Source organism: Streptomyces sp. MMG1533 (genome assembly GCF_001279775.1).
GTDB lineage: Bacteria > Actinomycetota > Actinomycetes > Streptomycetales > Streptomycetaceae > Streptomyces.
In genome coordinates, this window is sequence record NZ_LGDG01000284.1 from 65,422 (window position 1) to 86,209 (window position 20,788).

At 69.0% G+C, this 20,788-nt stretch carries 17 protein-coding genes and 1 pseudogene; 8 read left to right on the top strand and 10 right to left on the bottom strand.

Translation table 11 applies throughout. The features are described 5' to 3' along the window. Positions 1-60 precede the first annotated feature (60 nt). The 4 genes and pseudogenes from ADK57_RS44600 to ADK57_RS44610 all read right to left on the bottom strand — a co-directional run bounded on the left by ADK57_RS44600 (position 61) and on the right by ADK57_RS44610 (position 3,824). Positions 61-777, bottom strand: coding sequence for a DsbA family oxidoreductase (locus tag ADK57_RS44600; RefSeq protein ID WP_053755497.1), 717 nt, complete (start codon positions 775-777; stop codon positions 61-63). Positions 778-1,316: 539 nt separating this feature from the next. Further along, positions 1,317-1,505: pseudogene (locus ADK57_RS48570) on the bottom strand (AraC family transcriptional regulator); the annotation flags it as partial. 76 nt (positions 1,506-1,581) lie between these two features. Then, a complete protein-coding gene (locus ADK57_RS44605) occupies positions 1,582-2,184 on the bottom strand; it encodes a DUF1349 domain-containing protein (protein ID WP_053755498.1) in 603 nt (200 codons plus the stop codon). A 110-nt stretch (positions 2,185-2,294) separates the two neighbouring features. Then, complete coding sequence (locus ADK57_RS44610) at positions 2,295-3,824, bottom strand: aldehyde dehydrogenase (NADP(+)) (protein ID WP_078973684.1); 1,530 nt, start codon at positions 3,822-3,824, stop codon at positions 2,295-2,297. A 160-nt stretch (positions 3,825-3,984) separates the two neighbouring features. Between ADK57_RS44610 and ADK57_RS44615 the strand changes: the two genes are divergently transcribed. From ADK57_RS44615 to ADK57_RS44625, 3 genes are all read left to right on the top strand, one after another. Beyond that, positions 3,985-4,758 (top strand): IclR family transcriptional regulator, encoded by a 774-nt coding sequence (locus ADK57_RS44615; RefSeq protein WP_030679188.1) that lies wholly within the window; start codon positions 3,985-3,987, stop codon positions 4,756-4,758. Positions 4,759-4,761: 3 nt separating this feature from the next. Next, the gene (locus ADK57_RS44620) at positions 4,762-5,232 is read left to right on the top strand and encodes a GNAT family N-acetyltransferase (protein WP_053755499.1); all 471 of its coding nucleotides are present in this window, start codon (positions 4,762-4,764) and stop codon (positions 5,230-5,232) included. A gap of 93 nt (positions 5,233-5,325) precedes the next feature. Next, a complete protein-coding gene (locus ADK57_RS44625) occupies positions 5,326-6,768 on the top strand; it encodes a peptidoglycan D,D-transpeptidase FtsI family protein (protein ID WP_053755500.1) in 1,443 nt (480 codons plus the stop codon). A gap of 102 nt (positions 6,769-6,870) precedes the next feature. On the opposite strand, the gene ADK57_RS44630 is transcribed toward ADK57_RS44625, so the two are convergent. Beyond that, complete coding sequence (locus ADK57_RS44630; protein WP_053755501.1) at positions 6,871-8,328, bottom strand: NCS2 family permease; 1,458 nt, start codon at positions 8,326-8,328, stop codon at positions 6,871-6,873. Positions 8,329-8,593: 265 nt separating this feature from the next. Between ADK57_RS44630 and ADK57_RS44635 the strand changes: the two genes are divergently transcribed. From ADK57_RS44635 to ADK57_RS44650, 4 genes are all read left to right on the top strand, one after another. Beyond that, positions 8,594-9,160: a SigE family RNA polymerase sigma factor gene (locus tag ADK57_RS44635; RefSeq protein WP_053755502.1), complete on the top strand. Its 567-nt coding sequence runs from the start codon at positions 8,594-8,596 to the stop codon at positions 9,158-9,160. Next, on the top strand, positions 9,157-9,996 hold the full coding sequence (locus ADK57_RS44640) for a hypothetical protein (RefSeq protein ID WP_053755503.1): 840 nt from the start codon (positions 9,157-9,159) through the stop codon (positions 9,994-9,996). Before ADK57_RS44635 ends, ADK57_RS44640 begins: the two co-directional genes overlap by 4 nt. Before the next feature lie 83 nt (positions 9,997-10,079). Then, positions 10,080-10,910: a pectate lyase gene (locus tag ADK57_RS44645; protein ID WP_053755504.1), complete on the top strand. Its 831-nt coding sequence runs from the start codon at positions 10,080-10,082 to the stop codon at positions 10,908-10,910. Between the two features lie 31 nt (positions 10,911-10,941). Beyond that, positions 10,942-12,624 carry a rhamnogalacturonan lyase B N-terminal domain-containing protein gene (locus ADK57_RS44650; protein ID WP_053755505.1) on the top strand — a complete coding sequence of 561 codons (1,683 nt, stop codon included), beginning with the start codon at positions 10,942-10,944 and terminating at the stop codon, positions 12,622-12,624. A gap of 104 nt (positions 12,625-12,728) precedes the next feature. Here ADK57_RS44650 and ADK57_RS44655 read toward each other — a convergent pair whose 3' ends face one another. Then, positions 12,729-13,883, bottom strand: a complete 1,155-nt coding sequence (locus tag ADK57_RS44655; RefSeq protein ID WP_053755506.1) for a right-handed parallel beta-helix repeat-containing protein — start codon at positions 13,881-13,883, stop codon at positions 12,729-12,731. A gap of 234 nt (positions 13,884-14,117) precedes the next feature. On the opposite strand from ADK57_RS44655, the gene ADK57_RS44660 reads away from it, so the two are divergent. Further along, complete coding sequence (locus ADK57_RS44660) at positions 14,118-16,340, top strand: family 43 glycosylhydrolase (RefSeq protein ID WP_053755507.1); 2,223 nt, start codon at positions 14,118-14,120, stop codon at positions 16,338-16,340. Here the strand turns inward: ADK57_RS44660 and ADK57_RS44665 are convergent. From ADK57_RS44665 to ADK57_RS44680, 4 genes are all read right to left on the bottom strand, one after another. After that, positions 16,333-17,130 carry an HAD family acid phosphatase gene (locus tag ADK57_RS44665; RefSeq protein WP_053755508.1) on the bottom strand — a complete coding sequence of 266 codons (798 nt, stop codon included), beginning with the start codon at positions 17,128-17,130 and terminating at the stop codon, positions 16,333-16,335. The genes ADK57_RS44660 and ADK57_RS44665 overlap by 8 nt on opposite strands. A gap of 100 nt (positions 17,131-17,230) precedes the next feature. Continuing rightward, the gene (locus ADK57_RS44670; RefSeq protein ID WP_053755509.1) at positions 17,231-18,343 is read right to left on the bottom strand and encodes a right-handed parallel beta-helix repeat-containing protein; all 1,113 of its coding nucleotides are present in this window, start codon (positions 18,341-18,343) and stop codon (positions 17,231-17,233) included. Between the two features lie 38 nt (positions 18,344-18,381). Further along, positions 18,382-19,539 carry a dienelactone hydrolase family protein gene (locus tag ADK57_RS44675; RefSeq protein ID WP_053755510.1) on the bottom strand — a complete coding sequence of 386 codons (1,158 nt, stop codon included), beginning with the start codon at positions 19,537-19,539 and terminating at the stop codon, positions 18,382-18,384. Next, positions 19,532-20,788, bottom strand: a complete 1,257-nt coding sequence (locus ADK57_RS44680) for a pectate lyase family protein (protein WP_234390594.1) — start codon at positions 20,786-20,788, stop codon at positions 19,532-19,534. The genes ADK57_RS44675 and ADK57_RS44680 overlap by 8 nt, the downstream gene beginning before the upstream one ends.

Consider the following 20,788-nt stretch of genomic DNA (forward strand, 5'->3'; position numbering starts at 1 on the left):
GAATTTTTACGTGATTCCCCTTAGCGATGCTTATACATACGCTCCCACCTGCACGGTTCCTCAGTGCTGCGGCACCGCGCACCCGTCAGGACCGCATGCCTCCGCGCTCCCCCGGTCGATCAGCTGCAGCGGCGGACGCTCGCCCCACGCCTGCGTCAGCGCCTGCGCGAAGACCTCGGCGGGCTGGGCGCCGGAGACGCCGAACTTGCGGTCGAGGACGAAGAAGGGCACGCCGTTCGCGCCGAGCTCGGCGGCCTCGCGCTCGTCGGCGCGGACCTCGTCGGCGTAGGCGGCCGGGTCGGCGAGCACCTTGCGTACGGCGTCGGCGTCGAGCCCTGCGGCGACGGCCAGCTCCACCAGCCGCTCTTCGCCCTCGGAGAAGACGGACCGCTCCTCGGCGAAGTTGGCCTTGTAGAGCAGGCCGAGGAGCTCGTCCTGGCGGCCCTGCTCCTTGGCGAGGTGCAGGAGGCGGTGCATGTCGAAGGTGCTGCCGTGGTCGCGGCCCCGGGTGCGGTACTCCAGCCCCTCGGCGGCGGCCTGCGCACCGAGGTTCTCCTCGCCGGCCTGGGCCTGCGACTCGCTCATTCCGTACTTCTTGGTGAGCATCGTGAGCACGGGCTGGATGTCGCCCTTGGCTCGGCCGGGGTCCAGCTCGAACGACCGGTGCACCACCTCGACCTGCTCGCGGTGCGGGAAGGCCTCCAGCGCCTTCTCGAAGCGGGCCTTGCCCACGTAGCACCAGGGACAGGCGATGTCCGACCAGATCTCGACGCGCATGTTCTCGGCTCTCTCCAGGTCGTGCGGGCACGGAGGCTCCCTCCGGCGAGTGCATGAACGTTCAAGAAGCGGGGTTCATTCCCGAGCGCGGGTTGTGGTGGTGGGGTCGGGGCCGTGTCGGGGGGTGTCCGTCCTCGGAACGGCGCGGAATCGGTTTCTTACGGGGGGCGAACGCGTTGACGCGCCAACCGCTGCGGGCGGACACCCCCCGACACGTCCCCTTGCCGCCGTACGCGAGTGCGGGAGCGTACGCCGTCCCGGTGCCGCCTCGCCGCGGTGCGAGTGCGAGTGCGAGTGCGAGTGCGAGTGCGGGAGCGTACGCCGTCCCGGTACGGCCTCGCCGCGGTGCGGGTGCGAGTGCGGGAGCGTACGCCGTCCCGGTGCCGCCTCGCCGCGGTGCGGGTGCGCGCACCTTGCGGCGCCGGTTGCGGGCGGGCACGGGCCACCTCTCGGCCGACCGAGACGGGTGGCGGGTGGGCATAGGTCGGGGGTCTGGGGGCGGAGCCCCCAGGGACGTGCGCCCACTCGGCGGGCTGCCGTCAAGTGGCGGTGGGCGTTCCGGTTCCCAGGCGGCTGGGCTGCGCCCGGTACGCGCTCTGCGTCAGCCCGGTCCGCCGGACCAGATGCTCCCGCAGCGAGTCGGACGTGCCGAGGCCGCTCTCGCGAGCCACCTGGCCCATGGGCGGGCCGGTGGCCTCCAGGAGCGCCTTGGCACGCTCGATGCGCTGGTCTCCGGCGCTTTCGAGGCGGGGATGCCGGTGAGTCCGGGGATCGGCGCGGCCAAGGTTCGTGTGACGGGTCCGCTCAGCTTCCGTCTCGCAGGTCGTTCGGCCAGGTGGGCCGGAACTCGATGTGGTCGTACGTCACCACGCACCCCTCCCCCATCGGCGACTGCGCCATGAAGCCGACCAGAGCCGCGCCGGTCTCCTTCTCGTCCCCCAGGGTGAACAGGCGGACGAAGGTCCAGCGCGCTCCGTCACGGGAGGCGTGGAAGGCGAAGGCACGGCCGGTCCGGCTCACCCTGAGCCAGACGGAACTGCCGTCCACCGCCCAGGAGTTGGCGTCGTCGGAGTGTCCCCGGGTGACCACCGTACAGACGGTGGCCACATCCGGGGAGTACTCCAGACACAGCTTGGCCCAGGCCCGCTCACCGACATGGACGTAGAGCGCCCCCGCGTCGAATGCCCCGGCGAAACCCACAGTGACGCGCGCGATCAGCTGGAAGTCCCCTTCGGGGTCGCCCAGCAGACGGGGTGCGTCGGAGGCGGGGTCCAGCCCTTCGCCGGTCGGCGGCACGAACCGGTCCTGGCGGGGCCCGGCCCATCCGGTGAGAACACCGTCCTCGTGGGACCAGCTGCCGTCGGGGCCGTAGGTACGGAGGGGAAAAGGCAGTTCGGGAATTACCACGTCCGGTACCTGTTCATCTCAGGGGCAGGTGCGCGGCTCAGGGGCGCAGGGAACTGCGCGACCAGCCACAACCGACCGGCAGCCCGCAATCCACCGCACCCCCTACGGCGCTATCGCTCCAAGCGCCCGTTGAACCGACGAGGCAGCCCCAGCGGGTTGTCGTCCTTCAGCTCCGCCGGCAGCAGCGCCTGCGGTGCGTTCTGATACGCGACCGGCCGCAGCCACCGCTCAATGGCCGTACCGCCCACGGAAGTGGACGTCGACGTCGTGGCCGGGTACGGACCGCCGTGATGCTGGGCCGGAGCCACGGCGACACCCGTCGGCCATCCGTTCACCAGCACACGGCCGGCGAGCGGTGTGAGCTCGGCGAGGATCTCCGCGCCGCGCCCCTCGCCGGCCGCCTCCTCCGTCGACAGGTGAACCGTCGCGGTGAGGTTGCCGGGGAGACGGGACAGCACGGCCTGGGCCTGTGCGTCGTCGTCGTAGCGGGCCACGACCGTCACCGGCCCGAAGCACTCCTCCAGCAGAAGGTCGTAGGCGCCCTCGCTGGTCAGCTTGTCCGCCGCCACCGTCAGGAAGCCGGCGCTCACCGTGTGCTCGCCGCCCGCACCCGGCGTCACCGGCGAGTCGACGTCCGGGAGTTCGGCGCGCTCGGCGACGCCCGCGACGAAGTTGTCCCGCATGCGGTGGTCGAGAAGGACCCCGGCCTCGGTGTCGCTGACGGCGTCGGTCAGGGACTTCAGCAGACGGTCGCCCGGCGCGCCGGACGGGGCGAGAACGAGCCCCGGCTTCACACAGAACTGGCCGACGCCCAGCGTCATCGAACCGGCGAGGCCCGCGCCGATCGCCTCGGCGCGCTCCGCGGCCGCCGCCTCCGTGATCACGACGGGGTTCAGCGACCCCAGCTCACCGTGGAACGGGATCGGCACCGGCCGGGCGGCCGCCGCGTCGAAGAGGGCACGCCCGCCCCGAATGGAACCCGTGAAGCCCGCCGCGGTGACCAGCGGGTGCTTGATCAGCCCGATGCCCGCCTCGAAGCCGTGGACGAGACCGACGACGCCCTCGGGGATGCCGTGCGCGGCGGCGGCCCGGCGCAGGACGGACGCGACCAGCTCGGACAGGGCCGGGTGGTCGGGGTGGGCCTTGACGACGACCGGGCAGCCCGCGCCCAGCGCGCTCGCGGTGTCGCCGCCGGCGACCGAGAACGCGAAGGGGAAGTTGGAGGCCGAGTAGACGGCGACGACGCCGAGCGGCACCTTGTAGCGGCGCAGGTCGGGGATCGGCGGGGTCGCGGTGTCGTCGGGGTGGTTGATGACGACGTCGAGGAAGGCGCCCTCGTCGACGATGTCCGCGAAAGCCCGGAGCTGGTAGCAGGTGCGGGCGAGTTCGCCGGTCAGCCGGACCGGGCCGAGCGCGGTCTCGGCGTCGGCGGCCTCGACGAGGTGGTCCTTCGACGCCTCAAGGCCGTCGGCGGCGGCGCGCAGGAAGGCCGAGCGGACCGCTCGGTCGGCGAGGGCGCCCCGCGCGGCGTGCGCGGCGCGGACGGTGGTGTCCACCTCCTGGGCTGTGGCCTCCACCGCAACCTGTTCGCGCTGCTTCCCGGTTCGGGGGTCGACACTCCAGACTGGTGCTGCTGCCACCGCGGGTCCCTCCATGTTGCTTTTCCTTCGGCGTATTTGCTGCTTTATTGCCGCAGTATCTAGGGTCATCCACCAGGGTCGTTCGATATGCTGAACGCCGTCTCTGATGATGAATATGCTGTTGGAGACTATTTCCCGTCGAACGAAGGGGTCAAGGGCGATGTCGGCAGCCGAGACAGGCGGCGGGGCGCAGGTCAAATCCGCGGTACGGACGGTTGAACTGCTCGAGTACTTCGCCGGACGCCCCGGTATGCACTCCCTCGCGGCGGTCCAGGAGGCCGTCGGGTATCCCAAGTCCAGTCTGTACATGCTACTGCGCACGCTCGTGGAGCTGGGCTGGGTGGAGACGGACGCGACGGGCACGCGGTACGGCATCGGTGTCCGGGCGCTGCTGGTCGGCACGTCGTACATCGACGGCGACGAGGTGGTCGCGGCGGCCCGCCCGACGCTGGACCGCCTCTCGGACGACACGACGGAGACGATCCACCTGGCGCGTCTGGACGGCACGAACGTCGTCTACCTCGCCACCCGGCAGTCGCAGCACTATCTGCGCCCCTTCACCCGGGTGGGCCGCCGGCTGCCCGCGCACTCCACGTCCCTGGGCAAGGCACTGCTGAGCACCTACTCGGACGAGCAGGTCCGCAAGATGCTGCCCGAGACCCTCCCCGCCCTGACCGAGCACACGATCACCGACCGGGAGAAGCTCATCGAGGAGCTGCACCAGGTGCGGGAGCAGGGCTTCGCGGTGGACCGCGAGGAGAACACGCTGGGGCTGCGCTGCTTCGGCGTGGCGATCCCCTACCGCACCCCTGCGCGCGACGCGATCAGCTGCTCGGTGCCGGTGGCGCGGCTGACCCCCGCACACGAGCAGATGGTGAAGGACGCGCTGTTCGACGCCCGTGACCGGCTGACCCTCGCCACCCGGAGGCTCTGAACGATGCAGGTCGCACTCCGCGACGTCCACGACAGCGACCTGCCGGTCTTCTTCCGGCAGCTCAACGACCCTCAGGCCCTGCACATGGCGGCCTTCACCCCGAGGGACCCGGCCGACTGGGACGCCTTCGAGGCGCAGTGGAAGAAGCAGCGGTCTTCCGCCGACGTGGTGCGGACGGTCCTGGCCGACGGTGACGTGGTGGGCAGCGCGGCGGTGTACGGGGAGCCGGGCGAGCGCGAGGTCACGTACTGGATCGACCGCACGTACTGGGGCCGGGGCATCGCCACCGCCGCCCTGGGCACGCTGCTGACCGAGGTACCGGAACGCCCCCTGTACGCCCGCGCCGCCGCCGACAACGGGGGTTCCCTGCGTGTCCTGACGAAGTGCGGCTTCCGCCCCACCGCCCGCGCGACGGGCTATGCGAACGCCCGCGGCGAGGAGATCGACGAGGTCGTGCTGACGCTGGAAGTCTGAGTGCGGGCGGAGTCGGGCTCCTTCATGAACGCTCGATGAGAAATCCGGCCGAAAGGAACGTTCCGTGCGCTCCCGCTCGTCTTTCTGAGCGGGATGAACAAAACGATCAGGCGCGCCTCCGTCTTCACGCTGCTGCTGGTGTTCGCTCTGCTGATCAGGGCGACCTGGGTGCAGTTCTACGACGGCAAGGCGCTCGCGGACGACAAGGACAACCGGCGCAACGCGATCGCGCTGTACAGCGAGCCACTCGGCGACATCGTCGTGGGCGGAAAGTCGGTCACCGGTTCGGCGCCCACCAGCGGCGACCTCAAGTACAAGCGGACGTACACGGACGGCAAGCTGTACTCGGCCGTCACGGGCTACAGCTCGCAGGCGTACGGAGCGACGCAGTTGGAGGGCATCTACCAGGACCTGCTCGACGGCACGGACACCCGCCTGAAGACCGTGATGGACACGGTCACCGGCAAGCGGGCCGACCCGGGCAATGTGATCACGACGATCGACCCGGCCGTGCAGAAGGCGGCGTACGACGCGCTCGGCGACAACAAGGGCGCCGCCGTCGCGATCGACCCGGCCACGGGCAAGATCCTCGCGGTCGTCTCCACGCCGTCGTACGACCCCTCGACGCTCGCCACGGGCGAGGGCGACGCGTGGACGCAGCTGACCAAGGACTCCGAGAAGCCGATGACGAACCGGGCGCTGCGTCAGCCGCTGCCGCCGGGCTCGACGTTCAAGCTGGTCGTGGCGGCGGCCGCGCTGGAGGACGGGCTCTACTCCTCGGTGGACGAGAAGACGGACAGCCCCGACCCGTACCAACTGCCGCTGTCCAACGACGTGCTGTCCAACGAGAATCCGTCGGCGCCCTGCGAGAACGCCTCGATCCGGGTGGCCCTGCAGTACTCCTGCAACAACGTCTTCGCGAAGATGGCCGTCGACCTGGGCCAGGACAAGGTCCGGGCCCAGGCGGAGAAGTTCGGGTTCAACGACGCGTCTCAGGACGTGCCGGTGCGGGCGTACGAGAGCGTGTACCCGAAGGACATGGACAAGGCGCAGACGGCCCTGTCGGGCATCGGCCAGTTCGACGTGACGGCGACACCGCTGCAGATGGCCATGGTGTCGGCGGCGATAGCCAACGGCGGCAAGCTGGTCTCGCCGCACATGGTCTCGCAGATCACCGACAGCGGCGGTGACGTCCTGGAGAACTACGACGACAACACGGACACCACGGAGATCGTCAGCCCCTCCACCGCCGAGCAGTTGCAGTCGGCGATGCAGACGGTGGTCGAGGAGGGAACCGGCACGAACGCGCAGATCTCGGGCGCGACGGTGGGCGGCAAGACCGGTACGGCCCAGCACGGCGAGAACAACAACCAGACGCCGTATGCCTGGTTCACGTCGTACGGCAAGGCCGACGGCAAGGAGGTCGCCGTGGCGGTGGTCGTGGAGCAGTCGAACGCGGCCCGGTCGGAGGTCAGCGGCAACGGGCTGGCGGCACCGGTCGCCAAGGCCGTGATGGAAGCGGCGCTGAAGAACTAGCTGAAAAACAGGAAGTCCGGGGACAGCCTCGACTGAGGCCGTCCCCGGACCCGACCGGTTCGCTGACTCGCTACTTCGCTACTTCGCTACTTCGCTACTTCGCTACTTCGCGCCCAGGATCTGCTCGATCGGGTCGATCGCGAAGTACACCAGGAACATTGCCGAGGTCGCCCACAGCAGCCAGTGGATCTCCCTGGCCTTGCCGAGAACCGCCTTGATCACCACGTAGGCGAGGAAGCCGGCGCCGATGCCGTTGGTGATGGAGTACGTGAAGGGCATCACGGCGATGGTCAGGAAGGCCGGGATGGCGATCTCGTACTTGTCCCAGTCGATGTTCTTGACCTGGGTCATCATCAGGAAGCCGACGGCCACCAGCGCCGGGGCGGCCGCCTGGAGCGGGACGATGGTGAGCAGCGGCGTCAGGAACAGGGCGAGGGCGAAGAGGCCGCCGGTGATCAGGTTGGAGAAGCCGGTGCGCGAGCCCTCGCCGACGCCGGCCGCCGACTCGATGTAGGACGTGGCGGAGGAGGACGAGGCCGCACCGCCCGCGACCGCCGCGGCACCGTCGATGAGCAGCACCCGCCCGAGGCCCGGCACCTTGCCCTCCTCGTCGAGCAGGCCGGCCTCGGCGCTGATGCCGACGACCGTGCCCATGGTGTCGAAGAAGTCGGACAGGATCAGCGTGAAGATCAGCAGGACGACGGTGACGACGCCGACGCCGGCCGCGTCGAAGGCGCCGAACAGGCTGAAGTGACCGATCAGCCCGAAGTCGGGGGTGTCGACCACCTTGTCGGGCCACGCGGGCGTGGTCAGGCCCCAGGCCTTGATGTCGGCGATCGAGTTGATGATCATCGCGATGATCGTCATGGTGACGATGCTGATGAGGATGGCGCCCTTGACCTTGCGGGCGATCAGTCCGATCGTCAGCAGCACGCCGAGGCAGAAGACGAGGATCGGCCACCCGGTGAGGGTGCCGGTGGCGCCGAGCTGGACGGGGACCGTGGTGCCCGCGATGTCGGGGATACGGCTGACGAAGCCAGCGTCGACGAAGCCGATGAAGGCGATGAACAGGCCGATGCCGACGCTGATGGCCTGCTTGAGGGATTGCGGAATGGCATGCATGACGGCCTCGCGCAGCCCGGTCACCACCAGGACGCAGATCAGCAGACCTTCGAGGACGACCAGGCCCATCGCGTCGTCCCAGCTCATCAGCGGGGCGATCTGGAAGGCGACGACCGCGTTCAGGCCGAGGCCGGCGGCGAGCGCGAGGGGCAGGTTGCCGCCGACGCCCATGATGATCGTCATGACGGCGGCCACCAGGGCGGTGGCGGTGGTGAGTTGGACCGCATCCAGCTGATCGCCGAACTTGTCCTTGGCGCTGCCGAGGATGATGGGATTCAGGACAAGGATGTAGGCCATCGTGAAGAACGTGGCGAAGCCGCCGCGTATCTCACGGGCGAAGGTGGACCCCCGCTGGGAGATCTTGAAGAACCGGTCGACGCTGTTCGTCGCCGGTGGCGAGCCGCTCGGCCGGTCGGCCACCTTCTGCGGTGCGGACATGGTTGTAGCTCCTTGTTGCCTGAATGATCGGTGTGCGGATGCTGGCTGGATTGTTCCTGCGTTGAACCCGTTTCGGGTTTTCTCCGTGTTACGGAATCAGGGTCGGGGGACCATACAGCGTTCGAAGACCCGTACGAACCATGCAGACGATCACTGCTACGCTTCCGGATCTCGTCCCGGCCCACGCCGGACGATCACATGTCATACACATGACACGCACAGGCGCCCTGATGGGAGCCCCAGTCGCCGTGAGGAGAGGTCGCCCGTGGGCACAGTCGTCGACGACGCCGCCTCCGTGGAGTTCCACGCCTTCTTCGAGCGTCACTACGCCGAACTGTCCCGCCTCGCACATCTGCTGACTGGTGAGGCGGACGCCGCCGACGACCTGGCGGCCGACGCGTTACTGGCGCTGTGGCACCGCTGGGACCGGGTCCGCGCGGCCGACCACCCGGCGGCGTACGCGCGCGGAGTCGTGGCCAATCTGGCCCGCACCCGCATCCGCAGCGCGGTCCGTGAGCGGCGGCGCATCGCGCTGTTCTGGTCGCAGCGCGAGGAGAAGATCGAGAACCCGGACGTCGCGGGCGTGGTGGACGTGCAGGAGGCCCTGCGCAGACTTCCGTTCCGCAAGCGGGCCTGTGTGGTGCTGCGGCACGCGTTCGACCTCTCGGAGAAGGACACCGCGCTCACCCTCGGAGTCTCGGTCGGTACGGTGAAGAGCCAGACCTCGAAGGGAATGGCGGAGCTGCAGCGGCTGCTCGGCACACAGGCGGCACCGCTTAGAGTGCATGCGGCGATGGTGCGCACCGGCGACGCCGCGGGAAGGGACCGATGACCATGCAGCGGGACGTGCACGACAAGCTGCGCGCCCGGCTGCACGAGGCGGCCGGAACACACGAGCCCGACCGCGCGCGCATCCTGGCCCGCGTCGAGCGCGGTATGAGCGAGCAGACCCGCACCGACCACCGGGCGACCCGCCCGCCGGTGTTCGGCTGGGTACGGGTGGTCGCCGCCACGACCGCGGTCGCGGGCGTACTCGGCGTCGGCGGCTACGCGGTGGCGTCCGCGGTGAAGGAGGACACTCCCACGCAGAAGTCGGTCGCGGCCACGGCGACACCGTCCCCGGACGCGACGAGCCGCGCACCCGCCCCGCCGCCGGACCCGACGCCGAGCGCGAAGGAGACCCGCGAGCCGAGCAAGTCGCCTGCGCGGACACCGAGTGCGTCCGCCACCGCCGAGGCGCCCACCGCCTCCGGCACCGAGGACGGCCCGCTGTGGTCGGACGGCTCGGTGGACCCGCACAGCAACGAGTTCTGGGGGCAGAGCAACGTGACCCTCAAGACGACCGAGAAACTCACCGCGCTCACCGTCCGGTTGAAGGTCAGGCAGACCGGCGGGCTCACCTCGACGGGTGCCTGGCGATCCGCTCCCGAGGACGACTTCACGACGACCGTCGTCGAGCAGGACGGCTTCGTCGTCTACACCTGGGTGCTCAAGCCGGGCCACTCGGTGTGGCCGGGCGAGTGGGTGTTCGCGGGCCAGTACGACCACGACCGCGGCGGCCGGGACGCGCGGGACGACGGCTACGAGATCACCGCCACCTCGGGCGGCCAACAGCGTTCCGTGGCGGGCGACTTCGCCGCCAGTGAAGAGGACGAGGGCGACTCGTAGGAAAGTCCTGAAGGGGCGGCAACCCTTTCCTCAACCGTGGCGACCAGGAAACGCAAGGTTCCTCTCCCACGCAAGGAATGGGCATGACTGCACGAGCTGAACAGCGCGTCCGCCACCGCCGCCGGGTCACCACGAAGCGAGCGGTGATCGCCTCAGCCACCGCATTAGGCATCACCGGCGCAGCGATCGTCACCACGTCGATGCTGTCCCCCGCCGGCGCCGCCTCGGCGTGGCCCACCGCCAACGGCAGCAAGGCCGTGCCGTCGACGATCAAGGTGTCCGGCACGTACGACGGCAAGCTCACGAAGTTCTACGGCTCCGGCGACCTGGGCGGCGACAGCCAGGACGAGGGCCAGGACCCGGTCTTCCAGCTGGCCGACGGCGCGGTCCTCAAGAACGTGATCATCGGTACCCCGGCCGCCGACGGCGTCCACTGCCTGGGCAGCTGCACCCTGCAGAACGTGTGGTGGCTGGACGTCGGCGAGGACGCCGCCACCTTCAAGGGCAAGTCGGCGTCGTCGGTGTACACGGTCTACGGCGGCGGCGCGAAGAACGGGGCGGACAAGGTCCTCCAGTTCAACGGCGCGGGCAAGCTCGTCGTCAGCAAGTTCCAGGTCGAGAACTCCGGCAAGCTGGTGCGCTCCTGCGGCAACTGCTCCACGCAGTACAAGCGCACGATCATCATCAACGACGTGGACGTCACCGCGCCGATGAACTCGATCGTCGGCGTCAACGCCAACTACGGCGACACCGCCGCCCTGCGCAAGGTGCGCATCCACGGCGACAGCAGCAAGAAGATCAAGACCTGCGTCCGCTTCCAGGGCAACAACACCGGCAAGGAGCCCACCCAGCTCGGTGTCGGCCCGGACGGAACCTCCTGCAAGTTCTCCTCATCTGACATCACGTACCAGTGAATGAGCCTTCACACATGACGGAGCACACTCCTTGAGCACGCACAAGAAGCACCTCACGCGCAGACGCGTGCTCGGGGCCTCCGCGATCGGCGTCGCCGCCACCGGCGCCGCCGTCGCGGGGGGCACCGGCCTCCTGTCGTCCGCGTCCGCCGCGGCGTTCGGCTACTCGGACGACGGCAGGAACCACGTCGTCGACACCGGCGCCTCCCTGGTCTTCAAGGTCTCCAAATCGACCGGCGACATCACGTCCCTGGCCTACAAGGGCAAGGAGTACGAGGGATACGGCGGCAAGCACTCGCACGTCGAATCAGGGCTCGGCGCCTCCACCGTCACGATCAAGCGGACCGGGTCGACCATCCTCGTGAAGGTCGTGCACGGCGCGATCACGCAGTGGTACGCGGCGCGCAGCGGCGAGAACAACGTCTACCTGTGGACGGACAAGAAGGACGCGTCCTTCACCGCCACCCGGTACATCGTGCGCATCAAGCCCGGGATGTTCCCCAACACGGGCCCGGACTCCTGGATCGAGGCTTCGGACAAGGTCATCGAGGCCGGTGACGTGTGGCGGCGCGCGGACGGCACCACGCACTCCAAGCACTACTCGGGCAAGCGGACGATCGACTACGACCACGTCGGCTTCACCACCGGCTCGGTCGGTCTGTGGCTGGTCCGCTCCAACCACGAGAAGGCCTCGGGCGGCCCGTTCTACCGCTCCCTGCTGCGCCATTCGAACGACCTCGGGGCCGGGCTCTACGAGATCCTGCACTACAACCAGGCCCAGACGGAGCCGGAGCGCTTCGGCCTCCAAGGCCCGTACGTGCTGGCCTTCACCGACGGCGGCGCCCCCTCGTCGTCCCTCTCCCAGGCGAACCTCGACACCTCGTGGGTGGACGGCCTCGGCATCACCGGCTGGGTCGGCAAGGCCGGCCGCGGCAGGGTGGCGGGCGTCGGCCTCAAGGGCATGGACGCCGAGTACGCGTACACCGTGGGCTTCGCGAACGCCGACGCCCAGTACTGGGCGAAGGCCGCGGCCGGCACGGGTGCCTTCTCCTGCAAGGGGATGCTGCCGGGGACGTACACGATGACCGTGTACAAGGGCGAGTTGGCCGTGCACACCGGCACGGTGAAGGTGACGGCCGGGGGTGCGACGTCGCTGCACAGCATCACCGTCACCGGCGACCCCTCCGCCGCCCGGACCGTCTGGCGGCTCGGCGACTGGGACGGCACGCCCGGTGGGTTCAAGAACGCCGAGCTGATGACGTACGCGCACCCGTCCGACGGCCGCGCGGCGAAGTGGACGGGGAACGTCACGATCGGCAGCGGCGGCGAGGCCGCGTCCTTCCCGGCGTACATGTGGAAGGACGTCAACGACGGGATCCTGGTCTACTTCAAGCTGACCAAGGCGCAGGCCGCCGCCGCGCACACCCTGCGCGTCGGGGTGACGGACGCGTTCCTCAACGGCCGTCCGCGCGTGAGCGTGAACGACTGGGTTTCGGCCATCCCCTCGGCACCCACCCAGCCCTCCACGCGCTCCCTCACCACAGGTTCTTACCGGGGGAACAACCACACGTTCACCTTCAGCGTCCCTACTGGTGCGTGGCAGACGGACACCTCGCAGTACAACGTCCTGAAGCTCAGCATCGTCAGTGGTTCGACCGGCTCGGCCCACCTCAGCCCGGGCACGTCGTTCGACTGTGTTGACCTGCTGGCCTGAGCCCCCCTCGGCCGGCAGCAGGCCGGTTCGAGCCCCCCTCGGCCGGCGACAGGATCGCCCCCGCCGGTGACGACCGGCGGGGGCGATCTTCTGTGCGCGTGGGGTCAGTTCATCGTCGTGCCGATGGTCGTGGACCCCGTGGTCAGGAACGTCGTCGCGGGCAGCGAGCCGTCCGCCTTGCGGGCGCCGTACGCCGTGGTGGCGTCCGTCGACTTGAACGCCGGCGTGCTCACCCCGCTCTCCCAGTTGTTCGCCGCGGAGACCGTGGACGAACCCAGCTTGGACAGGCCCCCCTTGTTGCTCACCGCCAGGTTGCGGGCCAGCCTCGCCTTGCCCGTGGCGAAGTAGAACCCCGTCTGCGCATTGGCGTACGCGGTGTTCCGGTTCAACACGATCGCGCCGGGGTTGGAGTTCTCCGTGAATCCGTTCAGCGTGTTGTCCCAGGCCGCGTTGTTGTTGACGACATGGGCGACCGTGACACCTCCGCCGCCGAGCTTGAACCCGTTGCCGTTGCCCTCGAACGCCGAGTCGCCCCACCGGTTCTTGCCGTTGCCGAAGGCCCACGTGTGCTCGATGGTGACCGGCGAGGAGAACTGCCACAGGTCGAGGCCGTCGTCGGAGTTGTTGTACAGCCGCGCGCCCGTGATCCTGTTGCCGGTGCCGGAACCGAACTTCACGGCGATGCCGTCGGCGTTCTGCCCGTGCCCGGCCGGGTCGTAGTTGCCGTAACTGTCCAGGTTCTGCACGAGGTTGTTCGTCGTGCCGTCGCCGCGCAGGGTGAAGCCGGAGTCGCCGTTGTTCGCGGTGACGAGGTTCTTGAAGACGCCGCCGACCGAGGAGGTGACGACGAAGCCCTGGGCCGGGGAGTTCTGGAAGGTGAGGTTCTGGACGGTCCAGTAGTCACCGTAGATCCCGGCGAGCCAGGAGCCGTCGGCCAGCTTGGAGCCGTCGATCTTCACCTTCTCGCTGCCGTACGCCTGCAGCGTGATCCGCGCCGAACTCGTGCCGTTGGCGGTGGACTTGAGGGTGGCCGTCGGGGCGTACGTGCCGGCGCGGACCTGGATGACGGTGCCGGCGGACGCGTTCTTGACGGCCGACTCCAGCTGGGCGGTGGAGGAGACGGTGACCGTCGTCGTGGCGGCCTGGGCTCCTCCGTTGGAGAGACCGAGGTACACGCCGCCCGCGCACGCGGCGACGGCCACCGCCGCGGCGATCGAGAGGGTCCGCGTCCTGCGGTGACGTCCGGTGCTGAGACGCACGGGGCGTTCCTTTCCTAGGGGATGGGGGCGAAGCGGGCCGGAGGGGCCGCCCCGGCCCGCTTCTGACATCCGGTCGCCGCCCCGGCCGGAAAGGTTGCCGCCGTCCCACGAAAGCGATCGAAACTTTCGCTCCCGCCGACCCCATCCGCACCGATTGACCAGCTGTCCCCCTCCCATGACACTCCGAAGGCGAACCGACCCAACAGAAACCCCCACACCCACACAGGATGTGTCATGCGACCCCCCAGACGTCGTACCGCTCACACGCTCCTGGCCCCCTTGCTGGCCTTTCTCCTCTCCCTCCTCGCCGTACCCCCCAGCACTGCCCAGTCAGGAGCACCACCCGTGCAGCAGCCCAAGTACGCCGGCTATCTCTTCGCCTACTTCACCGGCGAGGGCACCGCCGACGGCGAGCAGATCCGCTACGCCCTCAGTCGCGGCAACGACCCCCTGCACTGGCGGGAGTTGAACGCGGGCAAGCCGGTTCTGACGTCCACGACCGGAGAGCAGGGGCTGCGGGACCCGTTCGTGATCCGCTCCCCCGAGGGCGACAAGTTCTACATGATCGCCACCGACCTGAAGATGTACCGGAACAGCAGTGGCAGCTGGGACTACGTCCAGCGGCACGGCAGTAAGTCGATCATGATCTGGGAGTCCACCGACCTGGTCCACTGGACCGACCAGCGCCTGGTGAAGGTCGCCCCGGACAACGCGGGCAACACCTGGGCGCCGGAGGCCTATTGGGACGACTCGCTCGGCGAGTTCGTCGTCTTCTGGGCGTCGAAGCTGTACGCCGACGACGATCCCGACCACACGGGATCGACGTACAACAAGATGCTCTACGCGACCACGAAGGACTTCCGTACCTTCAGCGAGCCGAAGGTCTGGGACGACCCCGGCTACTCGGTCATCGACTCGACGGTCGTGAAATACAAGGAGAGCTACTACCGCTACACCAAGGACGAGCGCGACCCGTCCTCCAGCTCGCCCTGCTCCAAGTTCATCACCGGGGAGAAGTCGACGAGCCTGACGGACACGTCGTACGACTTCGTCTCCGACTGCATCGGCAGCGGCTCGCTCGACCGCGGCGAGGGTCCGACGGTCTTCAAGTCCAACACCGAGAAGAAGTGGTACCTGTTCATCGACGAGTACGGCGGCCGCGGCTACGTCCCCTTCGAGACCACCGATCTCGACTCGGGGAAGTGGACGATGTCCACGAACTACCAGCTGCCCGCCAGCCCGCGGCACGGCACGGTGCTGCCGGTGACGCAGGCGGAGTACGACCGGCTGCTGGCCGCGTACCCGTCGACGCCGACATCGGTCGTGGACGCGACGGCGAAGGGCCAGAAGGGGTACGCGGTCGTCACCGAGGCCGCGTCGAAGGTCGTGCTGCCGATGGAGCCCGGCATCGATGAAGCAGCTCTGCGCGGCCTCGCTCCGAAGCTCTGGGTGGGTGCGGGCGCGACGGTGAGCCCGAGGTCGGGCACCCTGCGGGACTTCCGCAAGCCGCAGACGTACACCGTGCGAGCCGCCGACGGCACCACCCGCACCTGGACGGTCGAGGCGGTCCGCACCGGCAGCCCCACCCTCCCCGGCCTCAACGCCGACCCCGACGTGCACTATCTGAACGGCGAGTACTGGATCTACCCGACGACGGACGGCTTCCAGGGCTGGGGCGGTACGCAGTTCAAGGCGTACTCGTCGAAGGACCTGGTCCACTGGAAGGACCACGGGGTCATCCTGGACCTCGGGCCCGACGTGACGTGGGCGGACAAGTACGCGTGGGCACCGGCGATCGCCGAGCGCGACGGCAAGTACTACTTCTACTTCTGCGCCGAGCAGCAGATCGGCGTGGCGGTGGCGGACTCCCCCGCCGGTCCCTTCAAGGACGCGCTGGGCAAACCCCTGGTGGCGAAGGGCGGTTCACTGAGCGGCCAGATGATCGACCCGGCGGTCTTCACGGACGACGACGGGACGTCGTACCTCTACTGGGGCAACGGGCACGGATACGTCGTGCCGCTCAACGACGACATGGTGTCCTTCGACGCCTCGCAGGTGAAGGACATCACCCCGGACAACTTCCGCGAGGGATCCTTCGTGATCAAGCGCAACGGCACGTACTACTTCATGTGGTCCGAGGACGACACCCGCAGCGAGAACTACCACGTCGCCTACGCGACGGGACCGTCCCCGCTCGGCCCGTGGACCAAGCGGGGGACGATCCTGTCCAAGCGTCCCGAGTACGGCATCCTCGGCACCGGCCACCACTCCGTGGTGAACGTTCCCGGCACCGACGACTGGTACGTCGTCTACCACCGGTTCGCCCTGAACGGCCCCGGGAGGCCGGGCGGCGACGGCATGCACCGCGAAACCACCATCGACCGCATGGAGTTCGCGGCCGACGGGACGATCAAGCCGGTGGTGCCGACGCTGGAGTCGATACGGGGCGTCAGCTGACGTAGTACGTCGGGTTCGGCAGCTTGTACGTCCGGTCGGCGTAACCGCCGTCGAGGTCCGAGTACTGGTCGCCGAAGTTGGCGATGATGTCGTACCCGAGGTCCTTCTCGATGTGCTGCCGGGTACCGGACTTGTACTGCACGGTGGTGCAGGTCCAGGTGCCCGGCGTGGCGCAACCGCTCAGGTAGGACGGCGGGTTGGCCGTGTTCTTGAGGAACACGTGGTCCGCGTCGAGGTTGACGTCGGCGCCGATCTTCTTCAGGTTCTCGACGGCGGCCGAGCGCTGCGCCTCGCTGAGGCCCGAGTTGTAGAAGACCTCGACGCCCTTCTTCTCGGCGTACTGCACGAGTTCGGGGCTGCCGAAGACGGCCGGGCGGTCGGCCTTGTTGACGTAGGCCGCCCAACTGGCCGAGCTGTAGGTGTAGTTGTTGCGCTTCTCGTAGTCGAGGCTGAGCAGCAGCGTGTCGTCGATGTCGAAGACGACCGCGGGCTCCTCGCCCCTGTGGTGGGCCTTGCGGGCCGCCTGGTCGATGTACTTCCTCGCGGCGGCGTCGATGCGCGCGAGGTCCTTGGCGTACGGGCTGTCCGCGGACGCCTGGTAGACACCGTTCGCGTCGAGCGCGGTGCCGTAGTAGGTGTCGATGTCCTTGACCAGAAGCCCGATGTTGTAGGGCTCGTGCGTGGAGTTGGCCGTGGACTGACCGGCGGTGGCCGCACCGGCGCCGTACAGGGCGGCACCGGTGACGGCACAGGCGGCGGTGACGGCAGCGATACGCAGTGGCTTATGCATGACACAGTTTTCTACGCGCGTCACCCCCGCGAGCGCGAGACCCGTTGCCCGATCGAGACCACTTCCACAGGCAAAAATCGGGTCAAGCGCCCCGGACGGCTCAGTCCATCGTCGCGCCGATGGTCGTGCTGCCCGTCGTCAGGAACGTGGTCGCCGGCAGGGTGCCGCTCGAGCTGCGGGCGTTGTACGTGCTGCTCGCGTCCGTCGACCGGAAGGCGGGAGTGCTGATGCCGCTGTCCCAGTTGTTGCCGGAGGAGACGACCGAGGAGCTCTTGCTGACCGAGCCGCTGCCGTTGCTGACGGCGAGGTTCTTGCCGAGGCGGGCGGCGCCGGTGGCGAAGTAGTAGCCCCACTTGGCGTTGGCGTAGGCGGTGGTGCGGTTGATGACGATCGCGCCCTTGTTGGAGTTCTCGGTGAAGCCGTTGCCGGCGTTGTCCCAGGCGGCCGAGTTGTTGATGACGTGTGCGACGACCTCGCCGTCGCCGCCCAGCTTGTAGCCGTTGCCGTCGCCCGCGAACGCGGAGTCGGACCAGCGGTTCTTGCCGTTGCCCATGGCCCAGGTGTGTTCGACGGTGACGGGCGAGGAGAAGGACCAGAAGTCCAGGCCGTCGTCGGAGTTGTTGTAGAGGCGGGCACCGGTGATCAGGTTGCCGGTGCCGGAGCCGAACTTCACGGCGATGCCGTCGGCGTTCTCGCCGTGGGTGGCGGCGTCGTAGTGGCCGTAACTGTCGATGTTCTTCACGGTGTTGTTGACCGTGCCGTCGCCGGTGAGCGTGAAGCCGGAGTCGCCGCCGTTGATGGTCTTGATGTTGTTCCAGTAGGTGCCGGTGCAGGACTGGCAGACGACCGCGCTGTCCGGGGAGTTCTGGAAGGTGATGTTGGAGACGTTCCAGTAGTCCGCCGTGAGCTTGAAGATCCAGTCGCCGTCGGGCAGCGACGAGCCGTCGATCTTCACCGTCTCCGAGCCGTACGCGGTGAGCGTGACCGGCGCGGAGGAGGTGCCGTTGGCCGTGGACTGGAGGGTGGCCGTCGGGTAGTAGGTGCCGCCGCGGACCTGGATGACGGTGCCGGCGGTGGCGTTCTTGAGGGCGTTGGACAGGTCGGTCGAGTTGCTGACGACCACGGTCGCGGCCTGCGCCTGGGTGGGGAGGACGGCGAGGCCGGCGCCCAGGGAGAGCGCCGCGACGGCTGTGAGAGCGGTACGACGAGACATGGAGTGCGGGTCCTTTCGTCGTGCGGTTGGGGAGGGGGTCACAGGACGCGGTCCAGCCAGGTGAAGACCTCGTCCTGCATACGGTCGACGAAGACATGGCCGAGGTCGGGCCAGGTCTTGAGGTGCAACCGCTCCTCGGCGTGACGCGAACGCCAGACGGCGCGCAGCTTGTCGTGGGCCACCCGTGCGCCGTCGGCGGGGAAGAGGGTGTCCAGCGCACCGCTGAAGAAGAGCATCGGCCTGGGTGCGGCGATGCCCGCCACGTCGGGGAAGTCGAGGAACCGGGGCAGCCCCGGGTGGAGCATGTAGTACGACGACTGCCCGCGCAGCGTGTTGTTGCCGGGCACCATCATTTCCTTGAGGCCCGTCATCCAGCACACGCTCGCCGCCGCGGCGATGTCGTCGCTGAGCGCGGCCGTCTGCCAGGCGCGGTAGGCGCCCATGGAGAACCCGACGGCCGCGACCCGGCGTGCGTCCACGCGGTCGAGACCGGCCAGGAACCCGGCGGCGCGGGCGTCCTCGCGGGCCATGAGCCCGGCGAGGGAGGAGCCGAGGTTGTAGAAGTTGGAGGCGAGGGCCTGCTGTTGGTCGTAGGTGAGCGGGCCGCGGTCGCCCCAGCCGAGCGCGTCCAGGCACAGGACGACGTAGCCGCGCCTGGCCAGTTCGTCGCCGACGAAGCGGCCGCTGAAGTACTTGTCCGCCCATGCCTGCGCGGAGGCGAGGCGTGTGTCGTCGTACCAGGGACGGACGAGTTTCTCCTTCCCGATGTCGAACTTGGCTCCGTGGTCGTGGAGGAGGAGCACGGCGGGGAAGGGGCCGGTGCCGTGCGGGGTGAGCACAGTGCCACGGACGCGCTCGTACGAGGTGAGGGAGAGAGTCACCGACTCGCGTGTGAATCCCTCGCCCTGGGGGCCGGCGGTGAACTCCGGTGCGTACGGCGTCCCGTCCTGCCGGTCGACGAGGAGGTGTTCCTCGACCTTGGAACGGGCGGTGCGGCGCCAGGACTTGAAGTCGCGGACCGGGGAGGTGCCCCAGGCGAGCGGGAAGCGCAGCTGGTCCTTCAGCGCGGGGTGGAAGTCGGGGAGGTTGCCGCCGACCAGCTCGGCGCCTTGTGCCGCCGGGCCGGGCGCACCTGCGAGGAACGCCGCCGCGGCGGCTCCCGCCACGAAGGTCCGGCGGCCGAACGGCTCACTCATACTGCCTCCCGGTGCCGGCGTGGCGCAGGACGTGGTGCTCGACGGCCGACGGGGACGTGAGGGGCCGGTAGTCGTAGACGTCGGCGGGGTCCCAGCCGACCTCGCTCGTCAGGCCGAGACCGCTCGCCACAGCGTTCAGGCGGGCCGGACGGCCGTTGAACCAGGAGCCGGCGTCCCGGAAGTGCTCGCCGCCGTAGTTCGCCACCGCCAGGGCCGGGTTGCCGCGCGGGTACACGAAGACGTTGCGCTCGGAGAAGATCGCGGACTCCAGCCCGGCGCCGAGCGCGTACAGGGTGTCGGCGGCCCGGCCCCGGTAGACGTTGTTGACGACGTGCACCTGCCCGAAGCGGACGCGGGGGCCGCGCTGCACGATGTCGGTGAAGAGGTTGCGGACGAAGGTGACCTTGAGATGCCCGCGGTCCCGGTCGCCGCGGCCGTCCCCCGATCCGATGAGGATCGCCTTGTCGTGGTCGGTGAAACGGCTGTCGGAGACCGTGATGAAGTCGGAGCCGTCCTCGATGTCGAGGAGACCGTCGTGCCGCTGGACGTGCTCGCCGTGGAAGCCGGACGGCGCCTCGCGGTCGGGGAAACGACCGTCGGTGAAGACGCAGTGGTCGACCCAGATGTTCTTCCCGGTGATCACGGTCATCGCGTCGAAGCGGGCGTTCCAGTTGCCCTGCGTACCGTCGCCCGGGGACCAGGTGGTGAAGTGGTCGACGGGTGCTTCGAGGTGCAGGTTCCGGACGATGATGTTCGTGCCGGTGTTGACGGTCAGGAAGACACCGAGGAGCCGCGCGTCGCCGCCCACGCCGACGAGGGTGGTGTTGCTCGGCACGGTCAGCTGGATCTGCGCCTTCTCCTGGTTCGATCCCGACTGGCGGAGCTGACGCTGCTGCTTGCAGTAGTCGTAGCGGGTGTCGGACCAGACGGCGCCGTCCTCGCCGAAGCAGGACATGTACCGGGCGAGGTCGTATCCGGGCGCGTAGTCCTGCTCGCCGAGCAGCGAACCGTCGTCCGCCTCATGGCCGTTGATGTCGCCGACGACCCGGATCACCTTGGGTGCGGTGGGGTCGCCGCCGTTCGCGAGGGCCTCCTTGAGCTCGGCGCGGGTGTGCACCGTCCAGGTGGTGCCGCCCGCGCCGCCGGTGGTGCCGGTGCCGGTCGAGGCCCAGCCGACGGGGGCGCGGGTGGACGAGGCGGAGGCTTCGGTCGGCACCAGCAGGAACAGGCAGGCCAGGAGCGCGGTCAC